Source organism: Anaerococcus sp. NML200574, from assembly GCF_026131665.1.
GTDB classification, from domain to species: Bacteria; Bacillota; Clostridia; order Tissierellales; family Peptoniphilaceae; genus Anaerococcus; species Anaerococcus kampingae.
The window spans coordinates 48,591-68,235 of the sequence record NZ_JAMXSM010000007.1 but is presented as its reverse complement, the minus strand read 5'-3'; the positions used below and the strand labels follow the sequence as shown (position 1 = coordinate 68,235).

General features: G+C 37.7%; 21 protein-coding genes. 5 read left to right on the top strand and 16 right to left on the bottom strand.

What is annotated here, in order from left to right; genetic code table 11:
- Window positions 1–172: 172 nt before the first annotated feature.
- The 3 genes from NH286_RS05080 to sppA all read right to left on the bottom strand — a co-directional run bounded on the left by NH286_RS05080 (window position 173) and on the right by sppA (window position 4,334).
- A complete protein-coding gene (locus tag NH286_RS05080) occupies window positions 173–2,701 on the bottom strand; it encodes a ribonucleoside-diphosphate reductase subunit alpha (protein ID WP_265237375.1) in 2,529 nt (842 codons plus the stop codon).
- Between the two features lie 186 nt (window positions 2,702–2,887).
- A complete protein-coding gene (locus NH286_RS05075) occupies window positions 2,888–3,361 on the bottom strand; it encodes an RDD family protein (RefSeq protein WP_265237373.1) in 474 nt (157 codons plus the stop codon).
- The gene (gene sppA, locus NH286_RS05070; RefSeq protein ID WP_265237372.1) at window positions 3,351–4,334 is read right to left on the bottom strand and encodes a signal peptide peptidase SppA; all 984 of its coding nucleotides are present in this window, start codon (window positions 4,332–4,334) and stop codon (window positions 3,351–3,353) included. Before sppA ends, NH286_RS05075 begins: the two co-directional genes overlap by 11 nt.
- 229 nt (window positions 4,335–4,563) lie before the next feature.
- Between sppA and larE the strand changes: the two genes are divergently transcribed.
- Genes larE through NH286_RS05045 form a run of 5 tightly spaced genes read left to right on the top strand, consistent with a single transcriptional unit; the run spans window position 4,564 to window position 7,609 of the window.
- On the top strand, window positions 4,564–5,403 hold the full coding sequence (gene larE, locus NH286_RS05065; RefSeq protein ID WP_265237371.1) for an ATP-dependent sacrificial sulfur transferase LarE: 840 nt from the start codon (window positions 4,564–4,566) through the stop codon (window positions 5,401–5,403).
- On the top strand, window positions 5,400–6,158 hold the full coding sequence (gene larB, locus NH286_RS05060; protein WP_265237370.1) for a nickel pincer cofactor biosynthesis protein LarB: 759 nt from the start codon (window positions 5,400–5,402) through the stop codon (window positions 6,156–6,158). Before larE ends, larB begins: the two co-directional genes overlap by 4 nt.
- 1 nt (window position 6,159) lies before the next feature.
- A complete protein-coding gene (locus NH286_RS05055) occupies window positions 6,160–6,972 on the top strand; it encodes a LarC family nickel insertion protein (protein ID WP_265237368.1) in 813 nt (270 codons plus the stop codon).
- A 2-nt stretch (window positions 6,973–6,974) separates the two neighbouring features.
- Complete coding sequence (larC, locus tag NH286_RS05050) at window positions 6,975–7,379, top strand: nickel insertion protein (RefSeq protein ID WP_321160848.1); 405 nt, start codon at window positions 6,975–6,977, stop codon at window positions 7,377–7,379.
- 29 nt (window positions 7,380–7,408) lie between these two features.
- Entirely contained in the window at window positions 7,409–7,609 is a 201-nt protein-coding gene (locus NH286_RS05045; RefSeq protein WP_106461271.1) for a DUF4177 domain-containing protein, read from the top strand.
- A 237-nt stretch (window positions 7,610–7,846) separates the two neighbouring features.
- On the opposite strand, the gene ftsH is transcribed toward NH286_RS05045, so the two are convergent.
- From ftsH to NH286_RS04980, 13 genes are all read right to left on the bottom strand, one after another.
- Window positions 7,847–9,868 carry an ATP-dependent zinc metalloprotease FtsH gene (gene ftsH / locus NH286_RS05040; protein ID WP_265237365.1) on the bottom strand — a complete coding sequence of 674 codons (2,022 nt, stop codon included), beginning with the start codon at window positions 9,866–9,868 and terminating at the stop codon, window positions 7,847–7,849.
- The gene (locus tag NH286_RS05035) at window positions 9,865–10,335 is read right to left on the bottom strand and encodes a MarR family winged helix-turn-helix transcriptional regulator (protein ID WP_106461269.1); all 471 of its coding nucleotides are present in this window, start codon (window positions 10,333–10,335) and stop codon (window positions 9,865–9,867) included. Before NH286_RS05035 ends, ftsH begins: the two co-directional genes overlap by 4 nt.
- Before the next feature lie 96 nt (window positions 10,336–10,431).
- Window positions 10,432–11,289, bottom strand: a complete 858-nt coding sequence (locus NH286_RS05030) for an NAD(P)/FAD-dependent oxidoreductase (protein WP_265237363.1) — start codon at window positions 11,287–11,289, stop codon at window positions 10,432–10,434.
- Window positions 11,289–11,597, bottom strand: coding sequence for a thioredoxin (trxA, locus tag NH286_RS05025; protein WP_265237361.1), 309 nt, complete (start codon window positions 11,595–11,597; stop codon window positions 11,289–11,291). The genes NH286_RS05030 and trxA overlap by 1 nt, the downstream gene beginning before the upstream one ends.
- Before the next feature lie 9 nt (window positions 11,598–11,606).
- On the bottom strand, window positions 11,607–12,203 hold the full coding sequence (locus NH286_RS05020) for a transcriptional regulator (protein WP_265237358.1): 597 nt from the start codon (window positions 12,201–12,203) through the stop codon (window positions 11,607–11,609).
- 1 nt (window position 12,204) lies between these two features.
- A complete protein-coding gene (locus NH286_RS05015) occupies window positions 12,205–13,590 on the bottom strand; it encodes a DUF1538 domain-containing protein (protein WP_265237356.1) in 1,386 nt (461 codons plus the stop codon).
- A gap of 62 nt (window positions 13,591–13,652) precedes the next feature.
- Window positions 13,653–14,678, bottom strand: coding sequence for a phosphate acetyltransferase (pta, locus tag NH286_RS05010; protein ID WP_106461264.1), 1,026 nt, complete (start codon window positions 14,676–14,678; stop codon window positions 13,653–13,655).
- 76 nt (window positions 14,679–14,754) lie between these two features.
- Window positions 14,755–15,228 (bottom strand): DUF4446 family protein, encoded by a 474-nt coding sequence (locus tag NH286_RS05005; protein ID WP_265214032.1) that lies wholly within the window; start codon window positions 15,226–15,228, stop codon window positions 14,755–14,757.
- Window positions 15,225–15,785 (bottom strand): cyclodeaminase/cyclohydrolase family protein, encoded by a 561-nt coding sequence (locus NH286_RS05000; RefSeq protein ID WP_106461809.1) that lies wholly within the window; start codon window positions 15,783–15,785, stop codon window positions 15,225–15,227. Before NH286_RS05000 ends, NH286_RS05005 begins: the two co-directional genes overlap by 4 nt.
- Entirely contained in the window at window positions 15,778–16,713 is a 936-nt protein-coding gene (locus NH286_RS04995; protein WP_265237354.1) for a ParB/RepB/Spo0J family partition protein, read from the bottom strand. The genes NH286_RS05000 and NH286_RS04995 overlap by 8 nt, the downstream gene beginning before the upstream one ends.
- Window positions 16,710–17,570, bottom strand: coding sequence for a ParA family protein (locus NH286_RS04990; RefSeq protein WP_265237352.1), 861 nt, complete (start codon window positions 17,568–17,570; stop codon window positions 16,710–16,712). The genes NH286_RS04995 and NH286_RS04990 overlap by 4 nt, the downstream gene beginning before the upstream one ends.
- Window positions 17,548–18,756, bottom strand: a complete 1,209-nt coding sequence (locus tag NH286_RS04985) for a CinA family nicotinamide mononucleotide deamidase-related protein (protein WP_265237350.1) — start codon at window positions 18,754–18,756, stop codon at window positions 17,548–17,550. The genes NH286_RS04990 and NH286_RS04985 overlap by 23 nt, the downstream gene beginning before the upstream one ends.
- A 90-nt stretch (window positions 18,757–18,846) precedes the next feature.
- Window positions 18,847–19,638 (bottom strand): CPBP family intramembrane glutamic endopeptidase, encoded by a 792-nt coding sequence (locus NH286_RS04980; RefSeq protein ID WP_265237348.1) that lies wholly within the window; start codon window positions 19,636–19,638, stop codon window positions 18,847–18,849.
- Window positions 19,639–19,645 lie beyond the last annotated feature (7 nt).

Below are 19,645 nucleotides of genomic sequence, written 5' to 3'. Positions count from 1 at the left end.
AAAGTTGTGTAAAATTAAGAAAAGCTCCATTCCTATAGGAATGGACAAACATTGATACATAAAAAATGTATCAACCCTTACCCTAATGTCAGGATTTAGGTTGATACACAAAATTATTTACAGACCCGTCTTAGGGGATAATCCCCTAAAATATATTTATCTTGGATAAATCCTATGCGGAGCAAGTATCACATTCTTCCACTTCCAAACTCTTACCTCTTACATAGTATATGCTTTTTACTCCACTTTCCCAAGCTGTAAGGTAGATATTTAGGATTTGTCTCATGGTGTATTCTGTTGTTATATAGATATTGACAGATTGGGCTTGGTCCATGTGTCTTTGTCTTACACCTGCCATTCTCATGGAGATATTTTGGTCTATATCGTGGGCATTTTCATAGAGCCAGAAGGTCTTTGTTGTTAGGCCTGGAGCTACTCTTGGTACTATGGCTCCCTTTTTTTCTTCTAGGAAGTAGCGGCTCATTATTGGGTCTACTCCGGCTGATGTGCCTGAGATTATTGATGTTGATCCTGTTGGGGCTACTGCCATTAGGTAGCCATTTCTTAGGCCATTTTCCCTGACTTCTTTGGCAAGATTTTGCCATCTTTCGCTTGTATAATCTCTGTCTGTAAAGTAAGCTCCATTTTGCCAATCGCTGCCTTCAAATACTTCGTATGACCCCTTTTCTTTAGCAATTTCTACACTTTCTTTGATGGCATAATAATTTATATCTTCATAGACCCTGTCTGCTAGGGCTGCGTGTTTTTCTTCATCTGACCAGCTTATGTCGTTTTTAACGAGCATATGGTGATATCCGCTTGTGCCTAGGCCTATGGCCCTGTATTTTTTGTTTGTAACTTGGGCATATGGGGTTGGGTAGTAGTTTAGGTCTATTACATTGTCTAGGGCCCTTACTACTGTTCTTACTGTTTCTTCAAGCTCTTGGTCATTGTTTACATCAAGCTTTCCTAGGGTTAGGCTTGCTAGGTTGCATTCTACAAAGTCGCCTGGCCTTGTCTTATTTACTATGACTTTTTCCCCATTTTCTGTGACTATCTCTTGGGAGATGGTTTCTGATGGGCTCATGTTTTGGGCAATCTCTGTACAGAGGTTTGATGAATAAATCATGCCTGCGTGCTTGTTTGGGTTGGCCTTATTTACTAGGTCTCTATTGAAAATAAATGGAGTGCCTGTTTCTGACCAAGATTTGATTAGCAATCTTACCATATCTTTGATTGGCATGATTCTTCTTGATATGTCCTTGTCAGCTACTAGCTTATGGTAGAATTCTTCAAATTCTTCGCCGTAGGTGTCTTCTATGGCCTTGCCATATTTTTTCTCCACTTCGTGTGGGTCAAACATATGCCAATCGCCTTCCATATTATCCCTTACTTCTCTCCAGAAGAGGTCTGGCACGCAAACTCCTGGGAAGACGTCGTGGGCTTTCATCCTGTCATCGCCGTTGTTTGTTCTGAGTCCTAAAAATTCTGGCATATCCTTGTGCCAAATATCTAGATAAACTGCAACTGCTCCCTGTCTTACTCCAAGTTGGTCTACTGCTACTGCTGTGTCATTTGCAAGTCTTATCCAGCGGATTACTCCACCCGCTACTCCTTCAAAACCTCTTATGTCTGAGCCTGATGCTCTGACTTTTCCAAAATACATGCCCATGCCGCCACCGTGTTTAGAGACTTCGGCAAAGTTGGTTATAGACCTGTAAATGCCCTTAAGTGTATCTGGAACAGTCTCTATAAAGCATGATGAAAGCTGATTAAATGGCTTTCTAGCATTGGTCATAGTAGGTGTGGCCATGGTTGCCTTTAAGCTTGATAGAATATCGTAGAGTCTTTTGGCAAAGCCAATCTTATCCTTTTCTGGAATGGCTAGGTGCATGGCAATACCCATAAACATTTCCTGGATATTTTCAATGAGGTGGCCATCATGGCTTCTTATTAGATATCTCTTCCTTACTAGGTCTAGGCCTGAGTAGGTAAAGATGTCATCTCTTTTATAATCTAGGTAGGATTCTAATTCATCTATTTGATCAGATGTATAATTTTCAAGCATGTATGACCCATAAAGACCCTTTTCTGTAAGGAATTTAATCTTTGATTTGAAATCATAAAGCTCATATCTTTCTTCATATTCCTTGATTTCTAGGTTCATCTTGTAGGCTAAAAATCTGGCTGCAATTATTTCCCAATCTGGAGCTTCCTTGCTTGTTAGCTCACTTGCAGCCCTTATGATGGCCTCTAGGATTTGTTTTTCATTCATGTCTGGTTTTGTGAATGATTCAAATTTAAAATACAAACTTTCTATAGGATATCTTTGGCTATCAAATTCTCTTTGGACCTTGGCTATTATTTCCATAAGGTCCTTATCGTCTATATATTCCTTAAAATCGTAGATTACTTTTCTATCCATGTTGTGCTTGGCACGGTAGAGGATAAAAGATTTTACCTCTCTGTAGTAGTTTTCATCAATAAGACCAAGCTCTACCAAGTCTTGGACTTCTTCTACTGTAACTGTGTGGTCTTTGGGGAATTTCTTCTTGATGGTATCCCTTATTTTTTGAGCTATGCTATCTAATTTCTCATCGCTTATAGATGAGTCTACCGAGATAAATGCCTTTGCTATGGCTCTTTTGATTTTTTCTATCTCGAAGTCAACCTTTGATCCGTCTCTTTTAATTATCTTCATTGTATCTCCAAACTAACTACTAGATGTAGTGGTATTTTCTCAAAATCTATACTTACCATACCTTATATGGTGGCTAGTGCGAAATATAGATAAAAAAAGCACAAAGGTCGTCAAAGCTTATCTTTGTGCTATTTTAATGATTTTTATTGTTTTATTAGTAATAAATTTCCTAAAAAGTAAATTTATCTAAATTTCTTTTGCATATAAATCCCTATAGGCGTCTTCCCTTACGACAGCTGTGTCTGTGAAAAGGTCGATTAAAGTTTGCTTTTTAGGTGTGAAAAGGGCTAGGGCATATAGGAAAATCAATTTATTTTGGACATATCTTCCTGCAATTTCCCTTATGAGTATTTGACTATTTGATAGGTCAAAACCATCTAAAGATACCACCCTAAGTCCAGTTATAATCTTACCTAGGGATTGTCCTCTTGTAATTAGGGATGTGATTGTAAAATAGGCTAGGCTTATGATTATATTAAGGCATGCGTAAATACCTAAACCCATAAATTTTACTTCTTCTCCAAGAGGGATAAAAAATTTAATTATGGTGAAAAGAGCAGATACGATCATCATATCGATGATATAGGCAAGTAGCCTTATACCAAAGGATGAGTAAGCGTAGGCAAAGTCTCTTTCCTTATAAATCTTCTTATTTTCCATAGACTCCCCCGTAGATATACATAGGAGCTTGCCTATTTTCTTCCATTAATTCCTTTAAGATAGCAAGATCAGAAGAAGATTTCTTAAGGTCTTCTACCTTTTGGAAAAGTTGTCTGAAAGAAAGGTTGGCAAAGGAGCTTTCGACTACTTGTGGGTCATCTAGCTTGTTTTCCTTAATCATATCATCTATTGCCATGTCAATATCGCCAATCTTATCCACTAGGCCATTTTTTACAGCTTGAGCTCCATCATAAACCCTACCATCGGCAAGCTTTCTAACATCTGCCTCACTCATTTTCCTTCCTTCAGAAACAATTTTTACAAAACGGCCAAAGGCTGAATCTACGAGACCTTGGAGGTAGGCTTTTTCTTCATCATTTAAATCTCTACCCATGGTGCCTGTGTCCTTCATCTTGCCAGAAACCACGTTTTGCTCCTTGATTCCATATTTTTCAAAAAGTCCTTGGAAGGAACGACCACCCATTATTACACCGATTGATCCGGTAAGGGTCTCATTTGAAGCATATATCCTATCTGTAGGGGCAGATATATAATAACCACCAGATGCAGCCATCTCTTCCATTACAGAATAAACTGGGATTTTCATCTCTTTAAGTTTTTTAATTTCCTTGGCGATTTTTTCTGAAACATAAACAGAACCACCTGGTGAATTTACAGCAAGGATGACACCCTTTGTAGTTGGGTCATCTGCTGCTTCCTTAAGCTGGTCGATTACAAATTGGCTATTATCATCGCCTTGGATTACCCCTTCTAGAGAAATTTTTCTTATCTTTTGGCTAGGATTTGTCCCTTGGATTATTTCTTGGTCGAATAATTGAGACTTGCCCAAATCTTTAAGGTATGATAAGCCCCTTGCCTCTTTTTCCTCGCTAGTGTCTTTCATAAACATGGAAGCAACTAGGATTAAAACTGCAAGCCCTACCGCTATCCATCTTTTCGCATTATTTTTCATAAAAACTCCTTTATATTTCAATCTTAACTAGAATTATTATACCACAAAAAAATCTAGACTTAATCAAGTTAATTGCAATTTGCTAAGCTTTAAGTACAATGAATATACATCACAATTATCGTTAACACTCGATTACATTGTTATGTATAGGTCCATGTGGACCTATTTACATAAATTAAGCTGTATTTTCTAAAAATATGGCTTAATTATTTTTTTAATAAGGATACTTATGAAATATATAGAAAAAAAAGAGAAACTAATAAAAATTATCAAAGACCTCTTAAAAGATAAATTTATCCTAGCCTTTTCTGGCGGTGTTGATTCAGCCCTTATCATGAAACTTGCAAGCCTTTATAGGGAAAGTGAAAACGATATTAGGGCCATGTTTTTTAAGGCCATGGCAACCACAAAGGAAGAAGAGGAAAATGCGATAAAGCTAGCCAAGGAAATGGGTGTAGACCTAGTTATAAGGGAGGTTGACATACTCACCAATGAGAAAATCGCCCACAATGCCAAGGACAGGTGCTACCATTGCAAGAAAACCCTCTTTAGTGAAGCCCTAAAGCTAAAGGATAAGGAAGGTTATGGTGCTGTTGTCGATGGAACAAATACAGACGATCACAAGGTTTATAGGCCAGGCCTTATGGCCCTAAGGGATTTGGGGGTTATAAGTCCCCTAAATGAGGCAGGATTTTCTAAGGCAGATGTCAGACGCCTTGCAGAAGAGCTTGACCTCAGGGTGGCCAAAAAACCATCAGCTCCTTGTCTTTTAACCAGATTTCCTTATGGGACAGAAATCAAAAAAGAAAAGCTAGATAGGCTAGAGAAGGCAGAAGGCTTTATAAGAAGTCTTGGCTATGAAAAATTTAGACTAAGGGACCACGATGACCTTGCAAGGATTGAAATTGAAAAGGCAGACTTCCCCAAGTTTTTTAAGGACTACGACCTTATTGTTAAAAAACTAAAAGACCTTGGGTATTCCTATATATGCCTTGATATGGAGGGTTTTAGGTCTGGTTCAATGGATATAAAACTCTCAAAAGAAGAAAAGGACAAGTACAGCCTATGATTGATAAGAAACAACTAATTGATGACATAAAAAAAGGCAAGATAAGCGATGAAGAGGCTCTTGAAATCCTAAATGACAAGGGCTATGAAGATGTAGGCGATGCTGTCAAGATAGACTTTTCTAGAAAATCTCGAAGGGGCTTTCCTGAGGCCATTTATTGCGCATCAAAAGATGATGAAAGCCTGGTAAGAATTTTTGAAGCCTTTGCCAAGAAAAAAGAATCTGTAATAGGAACTAGGGCAAGCAAGGCCCAGTTTGATCTAGTTAAGGCCAAGTTAGATGATGTCACCTACAACGAACTTGCAAGGATTATCTCCCTAGATTTTAGTAAGGAAGAAGAAAAAATCGGTGAAATTGCCATAGTTTGTGCAGGCACAAGCGATTTGCCAGTCCTCCTTGAGGCAGAAATTACAGCAAAATTTTTGGGAGCAAGGGTTAAAACCTACACAGATGTGGGTGTTGCTGGCATTCACAGGCTCCTAGATAAGATAGAAGATATAAAAAAAGCCAATGTTATAATAGCCATAGCCGGCATGGAAGCAGCCCTGGCTACAGTCCTTGCAGGCCTTGTAGATAAGCCAATCATAGCTGTCCCAACCTCAGTTGGCTATGGAGCAAATCTTGGCGGAATCACCGCCCTCCTATCAATGATAAATTCTTGTGCAGAGGGAGTTAGCGTTGTAAATATAGACAATGGCTACGGAGCAGCCTACGCAGCCTGTCAGATAAATAAATTAATAGCGAAAGGAAATTAATATGGACCTATATTTTGAAATGTATTCAGGCATAGCAGGAGACATGACCATAGGAGCCCTCCTAGATTTAGGAGCTAGCAAAGAAAAATTAGTCGAAGGCATCAAATCTCTAAAGCTTGATGGCTACGAACTTGTCTTTGAAAGAGTCAAGAAAAATGGCATAGATGCTTATAATTTTGATGTCATCCTAGAAGGTCACCACCATGATCACGACCATCATCATGACCACCACCATCACGATCATGACCATGAACACACACATGACCACCACCATCACCACGACCACGTCCACAGAAATATAGAGGATATTAGAAAAATCATAGAAGACTCAGACCTTAATGAAAATATCAAGAAAAATGCCCTCGGTATCTTTGATATAATAGCAGATGCAGAAGCTGTGGCCCATGGCATTGATAAAACAGAGGTCCACTTCCACGAAGTCGGAGCTGTTGATTCAATCATAGATATAGTAGGAGTAGCAATCCTTCTTGATGACCTGGGAGTAGAAAATATTTACTTCTCAGACCTCTATGAGGGTTCCGGCTACCAAATGTGTGCCCACGGCCCAATGCCAATACCTGTTCCAGCTGTGGCAAATATCCTAGCTGATTCAGATATAAATCTTAATTTTATAGGAGAAGAAGGCGAGCACATCACTCCAACTGGAGCTGCCATAGTCAAATATTTCTATAAAAAAGCCCCAACAAGCTTTAAAATCAAAAAAATCGGCCTAGGAGCTGGCAACAAAGACTTTGAAAAGTCAACCAATATCCTAAGGGTCATGGAAATTGAAATAGATAAAAAAAAACTGTAAAACTGCTTGAAACAAATATAGATGACCAAAGTGGAGAGCTTTTAGCATTCACCTTAGAAAAAATTATGGAAGTGGCACTTGATTGCTACTTTTCTCCAATCTTTATGAAGAAAAACCGCCCAGCCTATAAATTATCAGTAATTTATAAGGCAGAGGATGAAGAAGCTATAGAAGATATAATCTTTACCCAAACCACAAGCATCGGTGTAAGGAAATTTGACCTAGACAGGACAGTTTTAGATAGGGAAATTATCAAAATCTCTTATAAGGGAAAGGACTACCTTGCAAAGCAAGTTAGCTATAAAGATAAAATCTTCACCTATCCAGAATACGAATCCGCTAAGACCTTGGCAAAAGATCAAAATATCTCCCTAAAAGAAGCCTACGACATCCTAAAATCCCTATAAGTGGGTATAAAAATACTAGGAGGCAGCTTATGAGATACGAATTTATCGAAGTCCCTTTTGAGGGCGGCCTTAAGGCAGGAAAAACAGACACCTTTGAAAAGTGCAAGGAAATCATCAATGAAAAAGCAAAGGAAGGCTGGGAACTCGTTCAGATAGTCCCAGTAACCAATGAAAAATGGTCATCCTATGCTTTTCTTAATTACACTTTGGTTTTCAAGGTTAATGATTAGGACAAGCAAAAAGAGCTGGTAGATGATTCCAGCTCTTTTGCTTGTCTATATTTCTCTTTTAATGAAATATTTTCTTAAAAATTATTTTCTAAAAAATCTAATAGCTTCTCCCCTATCTCGAATAAGGAAATAAAGTAATTGCAGGGAAAAATCTATTGGCCTTTTTAATTTTCAAAAAGTATAAATCATTATAAATATATTTACCCAATAAAAAACCGACCAAATGGCCGGTTTTTCTTATTCTTCATCGCCTGATAAGTCTATAAATCTCTTATTTTCCTTATCTTCTTCCACTTTTTCATCCTCTTTTGGACCTTCTTGTGGATTTTCTTCTTTTATATTTTCTTTAGAATTTTCTAAGTCTTTGACATCTACATCGGTATTGTCTGCGATTTTTTCTTCACTTACCTCTTTATTTTTCTTTCCTTCAAGGATTTCCATAAATTCTTCACCTGTGATGGTTTCTTCTTTTAATAAGAAGTCTGAGATTTCGTGGAGTTTATCGATGTTGTCTTTTAGGATTTCTATAGCTCTCATGTGAGCATTTGCTATTATTTTTCCTACCTTTTCATCTATCTTATTGCCTGTACCATTTGATACTATCATGGCTCTTTGACCACCTAGGTAGCGGCCTTGAATTTGTTCTAGTTGCATGAAGTCAAAGTCTTCATCCATACCATAGATTGTGACCATGTTTCTGGCTATAGCTGTAGCTCTTTCTATATCATTTGAGGCACCTGTTGTCTTGGTGTTAAAGATTAACTCTTCTGCTGACCTACCTCCTGCAAGGGTTACTATTTCATCAAATAGCTCTTGCTTGGTCATGATATATTTCTCATCCTTATCGACTGTCATGGTATAACCTAGAGCCCCGCCTGTTCTTGGGATTATGGTTATCTTTGTGACTGGGGTCTTGTGGGTTTGGATGGCTGCTACTAGAGCATGGCCCACTTCATGGTAGGCTATGATTTTCTTTTGATCATCTGAAATTACAGCATTTTTCTTTTGCATTCCTGCTATTACTGTTTCGATTGATTCTTCAAGGTCCTCTTGGCTTAGCTTATTTCTGCCTTCTCTTACAGCTCTTAGGGCACCTTCGTTTACTATATTTGCAAGGTCTGCTCCGGATGTGCCGGCAGTTCTCTTGGCTATTTCTTCGTAGTCGATGTTTTCTTCTTTTTTAATCTTTTTGGCGTGGACTTTTAGGATGTCTTCACGGCCCTTTAGGTCTGGAAGTTCTACTTGGACTTGCCTATCAAACCTTCCCGGTCTTTTTAGGGCTGGGTCAAGGATTTCTGGCCTGTTGGTTGCAGCTAGTAATACTACTCCCTCTGTCGCATCAAAACCGTCCATCTCGTTTAGGAGTTGGTTTAGGGTTTGTTCACGTTCGTCATTGCCTGAATATCCTGAAACATCACGCTTTTTACCTATGGCATCTATCTCATCTATGAAGACTATACATGGGGCCTTTTCCTTGGCTTGCTTGAATAAGTCTCTTACCTTAGATGCTCCCATACCTACAAACATCTCTACAAATTCAGATCCTGATATAGAGAAGAATGGTACCTTGGCCTCACCTGCTACTGCTTGGGCAAGGAGGGTCTTACCTGTTCCTGGAGGGCCTACTAAAAGAACTCCCTTTGGAACTCTGGCTCCAATTTCCTTGTATTTTCTAGGATTGTGCAAGAAGTCTACTATTTCGCTTAGGCTTTCCTTGGCCTCTTCCTGGCCTGCCACATCCTTAAAGGTCTTGCCTGTTTCATTTTCCATATAGACCTTGGCATTGGACTTGCCAAAGTTCATGAAATCAGCTCCACCTCTGCCACCCATAGTCTTTGATAAAGACCTTGATGCGAAGTAGAAGATTACCATTATAAAGATAAGTGGAAGAATACTTTGGAGGAAGACTGCTAGGTAAGGGTTCATCCTTGTTTCTATGTCTTTGCCAAATTCTAGCTTATCATTTCTTTTTTTGGCTGCAAGGAGTCTTTCAGTTAGGTCTGTATCTTCCCAAAGACCTGTTTGGTAGGTTTTTTCTTTGCCATCTACCTTAGCCTTGAAGGTGTATTTTAAATTGTCCTTGCTTACTTCTGTTACCTGATCATTTTCGATCATTGATACAAATTGACTGTAGTTTACTTCCTTAGCTCCGTCGTTTTTGGCAATCGGATTAAAGAGGAAACTAAAAATAAAATATACTATTAAAGCCCCTATCCAATAGTAGATTAAGGGTCTATTTTTCTTTCCTTTTTGATTCATATACTTCTCCTTGATATATACTTATCAAGTAATACGTCTAATTCTCTAAGCTCTGAGACTATGGTTTCAAGGTTTAAATCTACCATATCATCTGGAAAATCTTTTCTGATTTTATCAAAATATTCGCCAACCACATGGCTTGCCTTGATTCCCTCTTCAGTTAGCTCAACGTTTACTACTCTTTCATCAGCTTCGCTTCTTTTTCTAACAACAAAGCCTTTTTTCTCTAATTTTTTGCAAATATTTGAGATATTGCCCCCAGTTACTCCTATGGTCTTGCCAAGGCTGCCAATGGATACGTCTTGATCGCTTGAAAATAGGGCGATTATGATCTTAATCTGTAGGGGAGTAAGATCTAGCTTATTTGCTGTTTCTGTCAATAGTAGGTCTATTTTATGTGAAATCTCTCTAATCAAAGAGAAGATTGTATTGTTAAATTCAAAAAAATCTATGTGTTCTGTTGCCACGTTCTCCTCCATTTCTTTTTACAGTGTTTTCACTACCTATATTAAACTGCTTTTTTATAAAAAGTCTATATTTTACATTTAATATCATAGAGAGTCTTATAAGCTTGAAAGATAGCTTGCTGCATTAAGGCCTGCTATCTGGCCCTCACCTACAGCCTTGGCTATTTGATAAGGCTTGCCAGTGATATCTCCTGCTGCAAAAAGCCCCTTGATACTTGTCTCAAGGTCCCTATTTACCAGGATGTGGTTTCCATCTAGCTTTATCGATGGGATAAGTCTTTCAGGCTTGGATGAGTCTTTTATTATAAAAAATCCATCAGCCTCAATTTCCCTACCAGACTTAAAGATGAGCTTATCTGCATGATTTTCTCCTTCAAAGCCTAATGGGATTTCTCCTTCTATAACCTCTATAGAATCGTTAAGTTTTACTTCCTTTTTTGTCATGTTAACAAAGGTCACTTTTCCAACTATTTCTGATGTAAAATTTGCATCTTCAATCGACTCTTGGTTATAGCCTATAATTACGACTTTCTTGCCTCTGTAGAGGGCTGCATCGCAAGTTGCACAATAATTGACACCCCTTGCAAAGAATTTCTCTTCATTTTCTAAATCTCTTGCAAGCTCTATGCCTGTGGCAATTATTACAGATGATGCTTCTATCATCATATCACCATTTTCTATCTCTAGAGCAAAATACTTGCCCATGGCATAGACTGTTTTAACTCTCTTACTTGACCTTTCTATAGGATATCCTGCAAGGGACTTTTTGAAATTTTCATTTAAGTCTTTGCCGCTTATTTCCCCAAAGCCCAGGTAATTTCTGATGGACCTAGTCTGTGTAATTTTTTTTGAATCGGTCCCAAAAATTATTACTGACTTGTTTCTCACCTTAGAATTTAAAGCGGCGCTAAGTCCTGCAGGACCTGCGCCGATTATTGCAATATCATATCTCATTATATGAATTTACTCATTTCCTCTATTATGGCATCTTTGGTGTGAAAGCCCACTAGGTTTTGTTTTAGGATACCATCTTTAAATATAAAAAGGCTTGGTACAGCATTTACATTGTATTGGGCAGCTATTTCGTTAGATTCATCCACATCTAGCTTATATATTTTATAGTCAACCTCATCTGCCAATTCTTCAAGGATTGGTGCTTGCATCTTGCATGGTCCACACCAAGTTGCAGAAAAATCTACTAGGCAAAGGCCACTTCCATTTTCTACCTTTTCTCTAAATTCAAATGTATCTAATTGTTTCATTATTGCTCCTTAATTGTTTTGTTCCACTAGTCCTGCTACGTGGTTTACTGGTACAGAATATATTATACCCTTTCCAGGTACTTCCAAATCCATCTGCTTATATATTTCTGCTGTAATTTTTTCTTCAAGGTCTTTTTTAATTGGCATTACTACCATGTCTTTTTCAGGCTCTATATTCATATTAAAAAATATCCTGCCCTTTATTTCTTCTCCAGCGCCCCTACCATGGATGACAGTAGCACCCCTTGCTCCATTGTCCTGAGCTATGTGGATGGCTTTTTGGCCCATATGTCTATCCACAATGACATACAAACATACATATTCCATCTTATTTTCTCCCTCTAAAGCTGTCGAATAAGCTATAGCTGTATTTACAGACTTAAGCTTATCTGAAATTTTCTCAATAATTTTACCTGCTATATCTTCCTCTATTAGACCGACCACTACTTCCTTCTTGGTCTTATCAATGGCTAGGGAATTTAGGATGTGGCTTGGTGCTGATCCTTCTCCATAAAAACATGAAATAGCACTTGCCCCATGGTCTTGTAGAATTTTCATAAATCCTGATCCCTTCCCTCTCGGAAGAACTATTCTTAAAAATTGCATCTTATCTCCTATATAAGTTACCCATTATCATAATGGTCAAAACCGGCATCATGGCTACAAAGGCGATTACCCCGAAGCCATCAGCTATATTTCCAGCAACTCCCTGGCAAAAGGCCAAAATAAAGGTGGCTGTCATTGGCCCTGAGGCTACCCCGCCTGAGTCAAAGGCTATACCAACAAAGATTTGGTCAACCCTCCTTGATAGGATTAGGGAAAGTAAAAAGCCTGGTACAATTAGCATCCATAGGGCAAAACCATCGATTCTTATCCTAAAGATGGCAAGCATCACCGCAAAGGCAACCCCTATAGATAGGGCTACTAGGATATTTTTCCTTGGTATAGAACCACCTGTTACATCCTCTACCTGCTCGGCAAGAACAGATACGGCTGGCTCTGCCAAGACTACCAAAAGCCCAAGTACAAAACCTATTAGAGGGAGGAATTTGGAATCGGCAAGGCCTTCGCCCATGACTCTTGCAAGCTCCATAAATCCGCCTTCAACACTTGTCAAAAATACTATAAGGCCAAGATAGGTATAAAGCATTCCTATGCTGATTCTTCTGAGCTCATCTTTTTCTACCTTAAAATATAAAAAATTCATTATATAAAAGACAAGGGCAATTGGCACTATAGCAAAGGTAGAATTAATAAAACCACTATATAGGGCCGACCTATGAGCAGCTTCTTCGATTAGGACATCTCCTCCCTTAGAAAATAAACTCATGATAAGTCCTGCAAGTATAGGACCTGTTGATGCAAGACCTACTAGGCCAAAGGAATCATCCTCAGTCCTCTCGCCCTTAAGGGATGCCACCCCTAGGCCTAGGGCAATTATGAAAGGAGTGGTCATAGCTCCTGTTGTAGCCCCTGATGCATCAAAGGCAATTGCATGACCCACATCATCTGTAAATATCATTAGGACGAAGACTGTAAGATATAATGCCCACATCATATTTGATAAGCTTATTTCCTTAAATATCCTAAATAGGCCCAGGGAAATCATCATTCCCACTCCCAAGGATATGATCATAACAATAATTTGGGCAGGAATTCCCACAGCACTTGTTACTTCATTAGCAAGAATCAGCAAATCAGGTTCTGCAACTGAAATTGTAAAGCCAATAAAAATACCAAAGAATACCACTTTTGCTATCTTATCAAATCTTGCTATAAAATCCCCCATCATAGATCCAATTTCTGAAATTGAAATCTCTACTCCTGTTAGAAATACTCCCAGGCCAAGAATTACTCCCACACATCCTATAAAAAAGTTGATTAGTAGCTTAGCTTCCACTCCCACAAAGAGGTTCAGGACCACTACTAGGATGGCTATGGGTATTACGGACTTGGATGTGTTTTTAATTTCTTCTAAAAATATAATCCTCACCTTTCTTCTTTAAATGTTTATAAAAAAAGAGCAATCCAAAAAGATTGCCCTTATATATTTTCTTATTTGCTTGAAGCGGCTCTTTCTGCTGCTTCTCTTGCTCTTTCTGATGCTTGCATTGCTGTTATAATAGCTATTTCATATACATCTTGAGCTGAACAACCTCTTGAAAGGTCGTTAACTGGTGCATTTAGTCCTTGGAGTATTGGTCCTAGGGCTTTGTAACCGCCAAGTCTTTGTGCTATTTTATAACCGATGTTTCCTGCTTGTAGGTCTGGGAAGATAAATACATTACACTTACCAGCTACATCTGATTTTGGTGCCTTATTAGCAGCTGTTTTTGGATCTATTGCTGCATCAAATTGGATTTCTCCTTCTACTCTTAATTCTGGGTCAAGGTCTCTTGCTATTGCTGTAGCTCTTGCAACCTTTGTAGCTAGGTCATGGTGAGCAGAGCCTAGGGTTGAGAATGATAAAAGTGCTACATATGGGTCGATACCAAATGATTTAGCAGTGTGGCTTGTTTCTACTGCAACTTCTGCAAGCTCATCAGCTTCTAGGGTTATATTTACCGCAGTATCTGCAAATACTAATTGTTCACCGTTTGGTCCTAACATTACCATAACACCTGATACTCTCTTTTGACCAGGTTTGGTTCTTATAATTTGTAGGGCAGGTCTAATAGTGTCTGCTGTTGTGTGGATTGCACCTGATACAAGACCATCTGCATAACCTGATTTAACAAGCATAACACCGAAGTAGTTTAAATCTCTTCTTAGGATAAATTCTGCTTCTTCTCTGTCTATTTTTCCTTTTCTAATTTCTGTAAAAGAATCAACCAATTCATCAAATTTTTCAAATGTTTCTGGATTTAATATCTTTATATTAGATATGCTCTTGCCTAATTTGTCGGCTGTTTTTTGGATTTCTCCTTGGTCACCTAATACGATTGGTTGTAATAAACCTTCTTCTTGGTGTCTAATAGCTGCTTCCAAAACTCTCTCGTCTTTACCTTCTGGTAAGACAATGGTAAGGTTTTTTCCTTCTATAGTTTTTATCGCTTGATCTAAAATACCTACTTGTGCCATTAAGTCCTCCTAATTTTTATACTTAATTTTATTACTAATATTATATTGTAAAATATATTAAATTGCTAGTTATTTTTTATCTTTTAGCCTTTTTTAAAGCCTCTTCCTCAGCCTCAGATAATTCTTCCCTAGCCTTACCACTTACAACTTCCTTTAAATAGACGTTTGAAGTGTTATCTCCATATAGACTAGTTAGGATAATTCCATTATGAAAATTATCAAGCATACATAGGCAGAAAGAAAGTTCTCTGCTTTGTCCTTCAAAGGCATCGAAGTGAACTGTAGATATATTGCTTACAGCGCCCATTGTTGTGTCTTTTGCATCTGCTGCTGTTTTATTTATATTTTTTAGCTCCTTATGGGATGATTCTATCTGGTCATTTAGCCTATTTAATAGCTCTTCTATGTTTACATCTGGGTCATTGCCTCTTAGGAGGTGATCGTATCTTTGTTTTTGTCTGCGTGTTCTATTTTGTAGGGACTTAATCATAGCAAATTGTATGACTACAACAAGTGCCAAGCATCCCATTCCTATATATAATCCTGTCAAGATTTCCTTCTTTCTATAATAATTAGATTTTTTTCATAAAGCTTTTCAGCTTCATTTTTTACTTCATCTATATTATACTTAAAATTTGTTTGATTTAAATTTATATCAATTGTTGGTAGGCTTGCATCAATTGCAGCCTTAAGGAGGATATTTGCAATCTCCCCATCTGAAATTGTATAAGATTTTCCATTTTCTAGAAAAAATCCTAAATGCTTCATAGCCTCTAAGATTAGGGTACTTAGCTTAATTTGTGGCCTTGCAGCATCTATAAAATATTTTTCATCGACATTTTTTTCCTTTATGCACTTATCCACCAAGATTGTCGCATATTTTATATCCTCATCAGCAAGGTCTGTTAGTAGGTCTGAGATATGATTTAATGTTTCACGTGAAACATTTGCCTGATCATTCTTAGCCCCGTAGTCCTTCTTATCCATCATAAAGATTAGATTTACTGCCATATTAGCAATCATTATTACAAGAGCTCCACCGCCTGGGTTAGCACTTGGCCTTCTAATCTCTCCTAAGAGTTTCTCAATCGAATAAGAATTAATCATCTTCACCAAGCCTCTTATAAATATTTTCCAAATCTTCTATAGAATAGCAATCTATTACTAGCCTATAAGTATCCTTATCCTTCTTTATAGATACTTTGGTTGAAAGCTTATCCATGAATTTTTCTTCAAAGTCATCAAAGAGGAGTTGGTCAAGGTTTGGTAGCTTTTCTTCCTTAGTATCTTTAGTATCCTTGCTTAGGTCTAGGTATTTACCCTTGTGCTTTTCGTTTTCTATAGTTTTTGGACCTTCTTCTTTGCTAGGCTTATCAGCCTTCGCTCTGGATAGTTCTTCTACTTCCCTTACGACAGTTTTCTTATTTTTATAATCTTCAAGAGCCTTTTTTCTATCATCCTCATCTTTTAAAGAAAGAAGGCTTCTGGCTTGTGATGATGAAATTTCACCCTTATTTAGAGCTTCTTTTTCAGAATCTTCTAGCTTTAATAGCCTCATGGTATTTGCTATATAGGACCTGGACTTACCCATCTTTTCTGCTATCTGATCTTGGGTTAAGTTATATGTTTCATAAAGCTTCTTGTAAGCTGTGGCTTCTTCTATAGAAGATAAATCTTCCCTTTGGACATTTTCTATAAGTGATAAAATTTCTATATCCTTATCTTCATAGTCTTTGATTATGGCTTCTATTTCAGTAGCTCCATTTAGAAGGCTTGCCCTATACCTACGCTCTCCTGCTAGAATTTCGTAATGGTCACCAGCTTTTGATAGGCTTATTGGATTTAAAAGGCCATATTCCTTTATTGACCTTGCCAAATCTTCCAGACCCTTTTGGTCAAAAGTTTTTCTTGGCTGGCCTTCCCTAGCCTTAATCTTATCAAGAGAGACCTTTATTATCCTGCCTTCATGATTTGTATCTTTAGCATCAGGTATAAGAGATGATAGGCCCCTGCCTAGGCTTCTTTTCTTATTCATACGTCCTCCGATATTTCTTGAGCTAGGCTGATGTAGGCCATAGCTCCCTGGCTTTTTGGATCATATTCTACCGCTGACTTGCCATGGGATGGTGCTTCAGCAAGTTTTACATTTCTAGGTATCATTGTCATAAAGACCCTATTTTTGAAATATTTCTTTACTTCTTCAACTACTTCATAAGCAAGTTTTGTCCTCTTATCAAACATAGATAGGAGGACTCCTTCTACATATAAGTCCTTATTTAGAGATTCTTTCACAAGCTCAAAAGTATTCATAAGTTCGCTTACTCCCTCAAGAGCATAGTATTCTGTCTGTATTGGAATAATTATAGAGTTTGATCCTACTAGAGCATTTATTGATAAGAGTCCTAGTGAAGGTGGTAAGTCTATGAGGATAAAGTCATACTCGGTCTTTATAGCACCTAAAATTGTCTTAAGCTTCTGGGTTCTTTCTACTGGATCAAGCTCTACAAGCTCGACTTCAAGACCTGAAAGAGAATTTTCTGAAGGAATTAAGTCTACTCCAGATTTTGTCTTTATTATATACTTATCTATATTTTCTAAAGACTCTTCTGTATTTTCTTCAACTGTCTTTTCTTCTTCAGTATTATCTTCTGCTATGTCACCCTCGGTTACTTCTGCTTTATCATCTTCAGGACTTGTAAAATAAAATAAGTCATAGATAGATGTCTCAACCTTATTTTTATCTATGCCCAAACCTGTTGTGGCATTGGCTTGGGGATCCATATCTATTACTAAAACCTTCTTGTCTAGGTAGGCAAGGGCTACTGCTAGGTTTACAACTGTAGTAGTTTTTCCTACTCCTCCCTTTTGATTAAAAACTGATATAATCTTCATATACACCTCTTACTATTAAAATACTCATGTCAATGGCCTTATTCTTGCACACACGTCTTACCTTGTTGCGTTCGCCCTTGACCTTTACCTGCCTTATATATTTTTTTCCTTTATAGGAGACTCCTACATAGGCTATTCCCAAATGGGCATAGCCAGATGTGGCTATTCTTAGGTCAGAATCAAGTCCATCAAGCATTTCGCTTACAACTTCCTTGCTAACCACGTCGTACTTATCGATTGTTTCATATGAAACACCTAATATTCTATGCTTGGCTTCATTAGAATAAGTCACAAAGGATTCCTTAAGCACATCGCTTGCCCCGCTTATATCTATAATAGAGCTTGCAATTAAGCCTCCCGTTATTGATTCAGCAGTTGAGACTGTCTCTCTCTTATTTCTCAGCTCATCTATTAAGACTGATTCACGAGCCCTATCATCAGTAGTTATAACTAGGCCTTCAAAAGCATCTTTCACACTTTTTAGTCCTCTTTCTAAAGACTTATTTAGGCTTTCTTCATCAGGACCAGAAGCTGTTATCCTTAGCTCTACACCGCTAGTCTTGGCATAAGGGCTTATGGTTGGGTCAGTTCCAGAAAGGTCAATCCTGCTAGCCACATCCCATTCTCCAAGAAGACCTATCTTGCAGTTTATAGACCTTATATGCCTATCTGTTACAAGCTTCGGTGTTACTTCCGTATCAAACATATTTCTCATCTCGTTTGGTGGCCCAGGCATAAGTATGTACTTAGACTTATTTTTTGATTCTAAGATGCAACCTGGTGCTGTCCCTTGGGTATTTTTTAAAATCACTGCTGACTTAGGAAATACGGCTTGTTTTCTATTAACTTCCATAGCCTTATTTTTATTTTCAAAATATCTCCTAAGTTCTTCATAGGAATATGGGTCAAGAACCATCTCATCTTCAAGCCCGCAGACTTTTACTGCCACTTCTTTTGTAATGTCATCTTCTGTCGGTCCAAGGCCACCTGTTATAAATATATAGTCATAGACCCCATCAGCTTCCTTAAGCCCTTGATAAAGTCTATCCGGATTATCACCTATGGTTTCCATCTTATATAAATTTATGCCCAGGTCCTGGAGCCTTTCTGCAATAAATTTAGAATTTGTATCTAATATTGATCCTAGTAGGATTTCTGTACCTACCGAATAAATTATAGCTTTCATTATAACCACCTTAATGTTTCACGTGAAACTTTTATACTTATATTTTACTTCATAAGCTTATAAAATCTAATTTTGTGAAACAAAAAACACCTAGGCCTTTTGCCTAAGTGTTGTAAGTGAATATATTCCTATGACCATAAATATTATATAAATACCAATGCCTATTGGGCTAAGACCTTGGTCGATTATCGGTATCAAGGCTAGGATATTATTTGTAGCGTGGATTATAATAGAAGCTTTTATGGATCTGGTCTTATAATAGGTCCATGCCAGTACCAAACCCATAACAAAAGTATTTGGGGACTGGAGTATATTAAAATGATACAAACTAAAAATCAACGCTGTTAGAAAGATTGTTGTCTTTACAGAAACAAACCTATTAAGCTCTTCAAAGAGGACTCCCCTAAAAAGAAGCTCTTCGACTATTGGTGCCCCAACTGCAACTGTAAGTATTAATACTAGACCATCAAGATTAGTATGAGCATTGAAGGCATTTTCCATAAGGTTTAGGGCTGATGCAAGTAGTTCTGTACCCGCCATGGCCTTCATTATAATATTCGTTAAGAGTAGACCAAAGCCAACTGTACCTAAGCCGATTCCTACAAATCTTATAGGATTTTCAAGTTTTTCATTTTTTATATACCTTTGAGTAAAATTTCTATAAAAAGTCTTATCACGCTTATCCATATATATGGCAAGGATGGTAAGCTTTACTAATTGGCCTGCCAAGAGCCCGTAGACCATATAATTAGCAGACTTAAGGAAGTCTCCTGTTTTTAGGACTGCTATAAGGCCTGGAATAAAGACACCTGTAAGAGCATCTATTACTATATTAAAGGCTAGAAATAATACTATAACAAGTAATGATTTTAAAAATTTCATATAGACT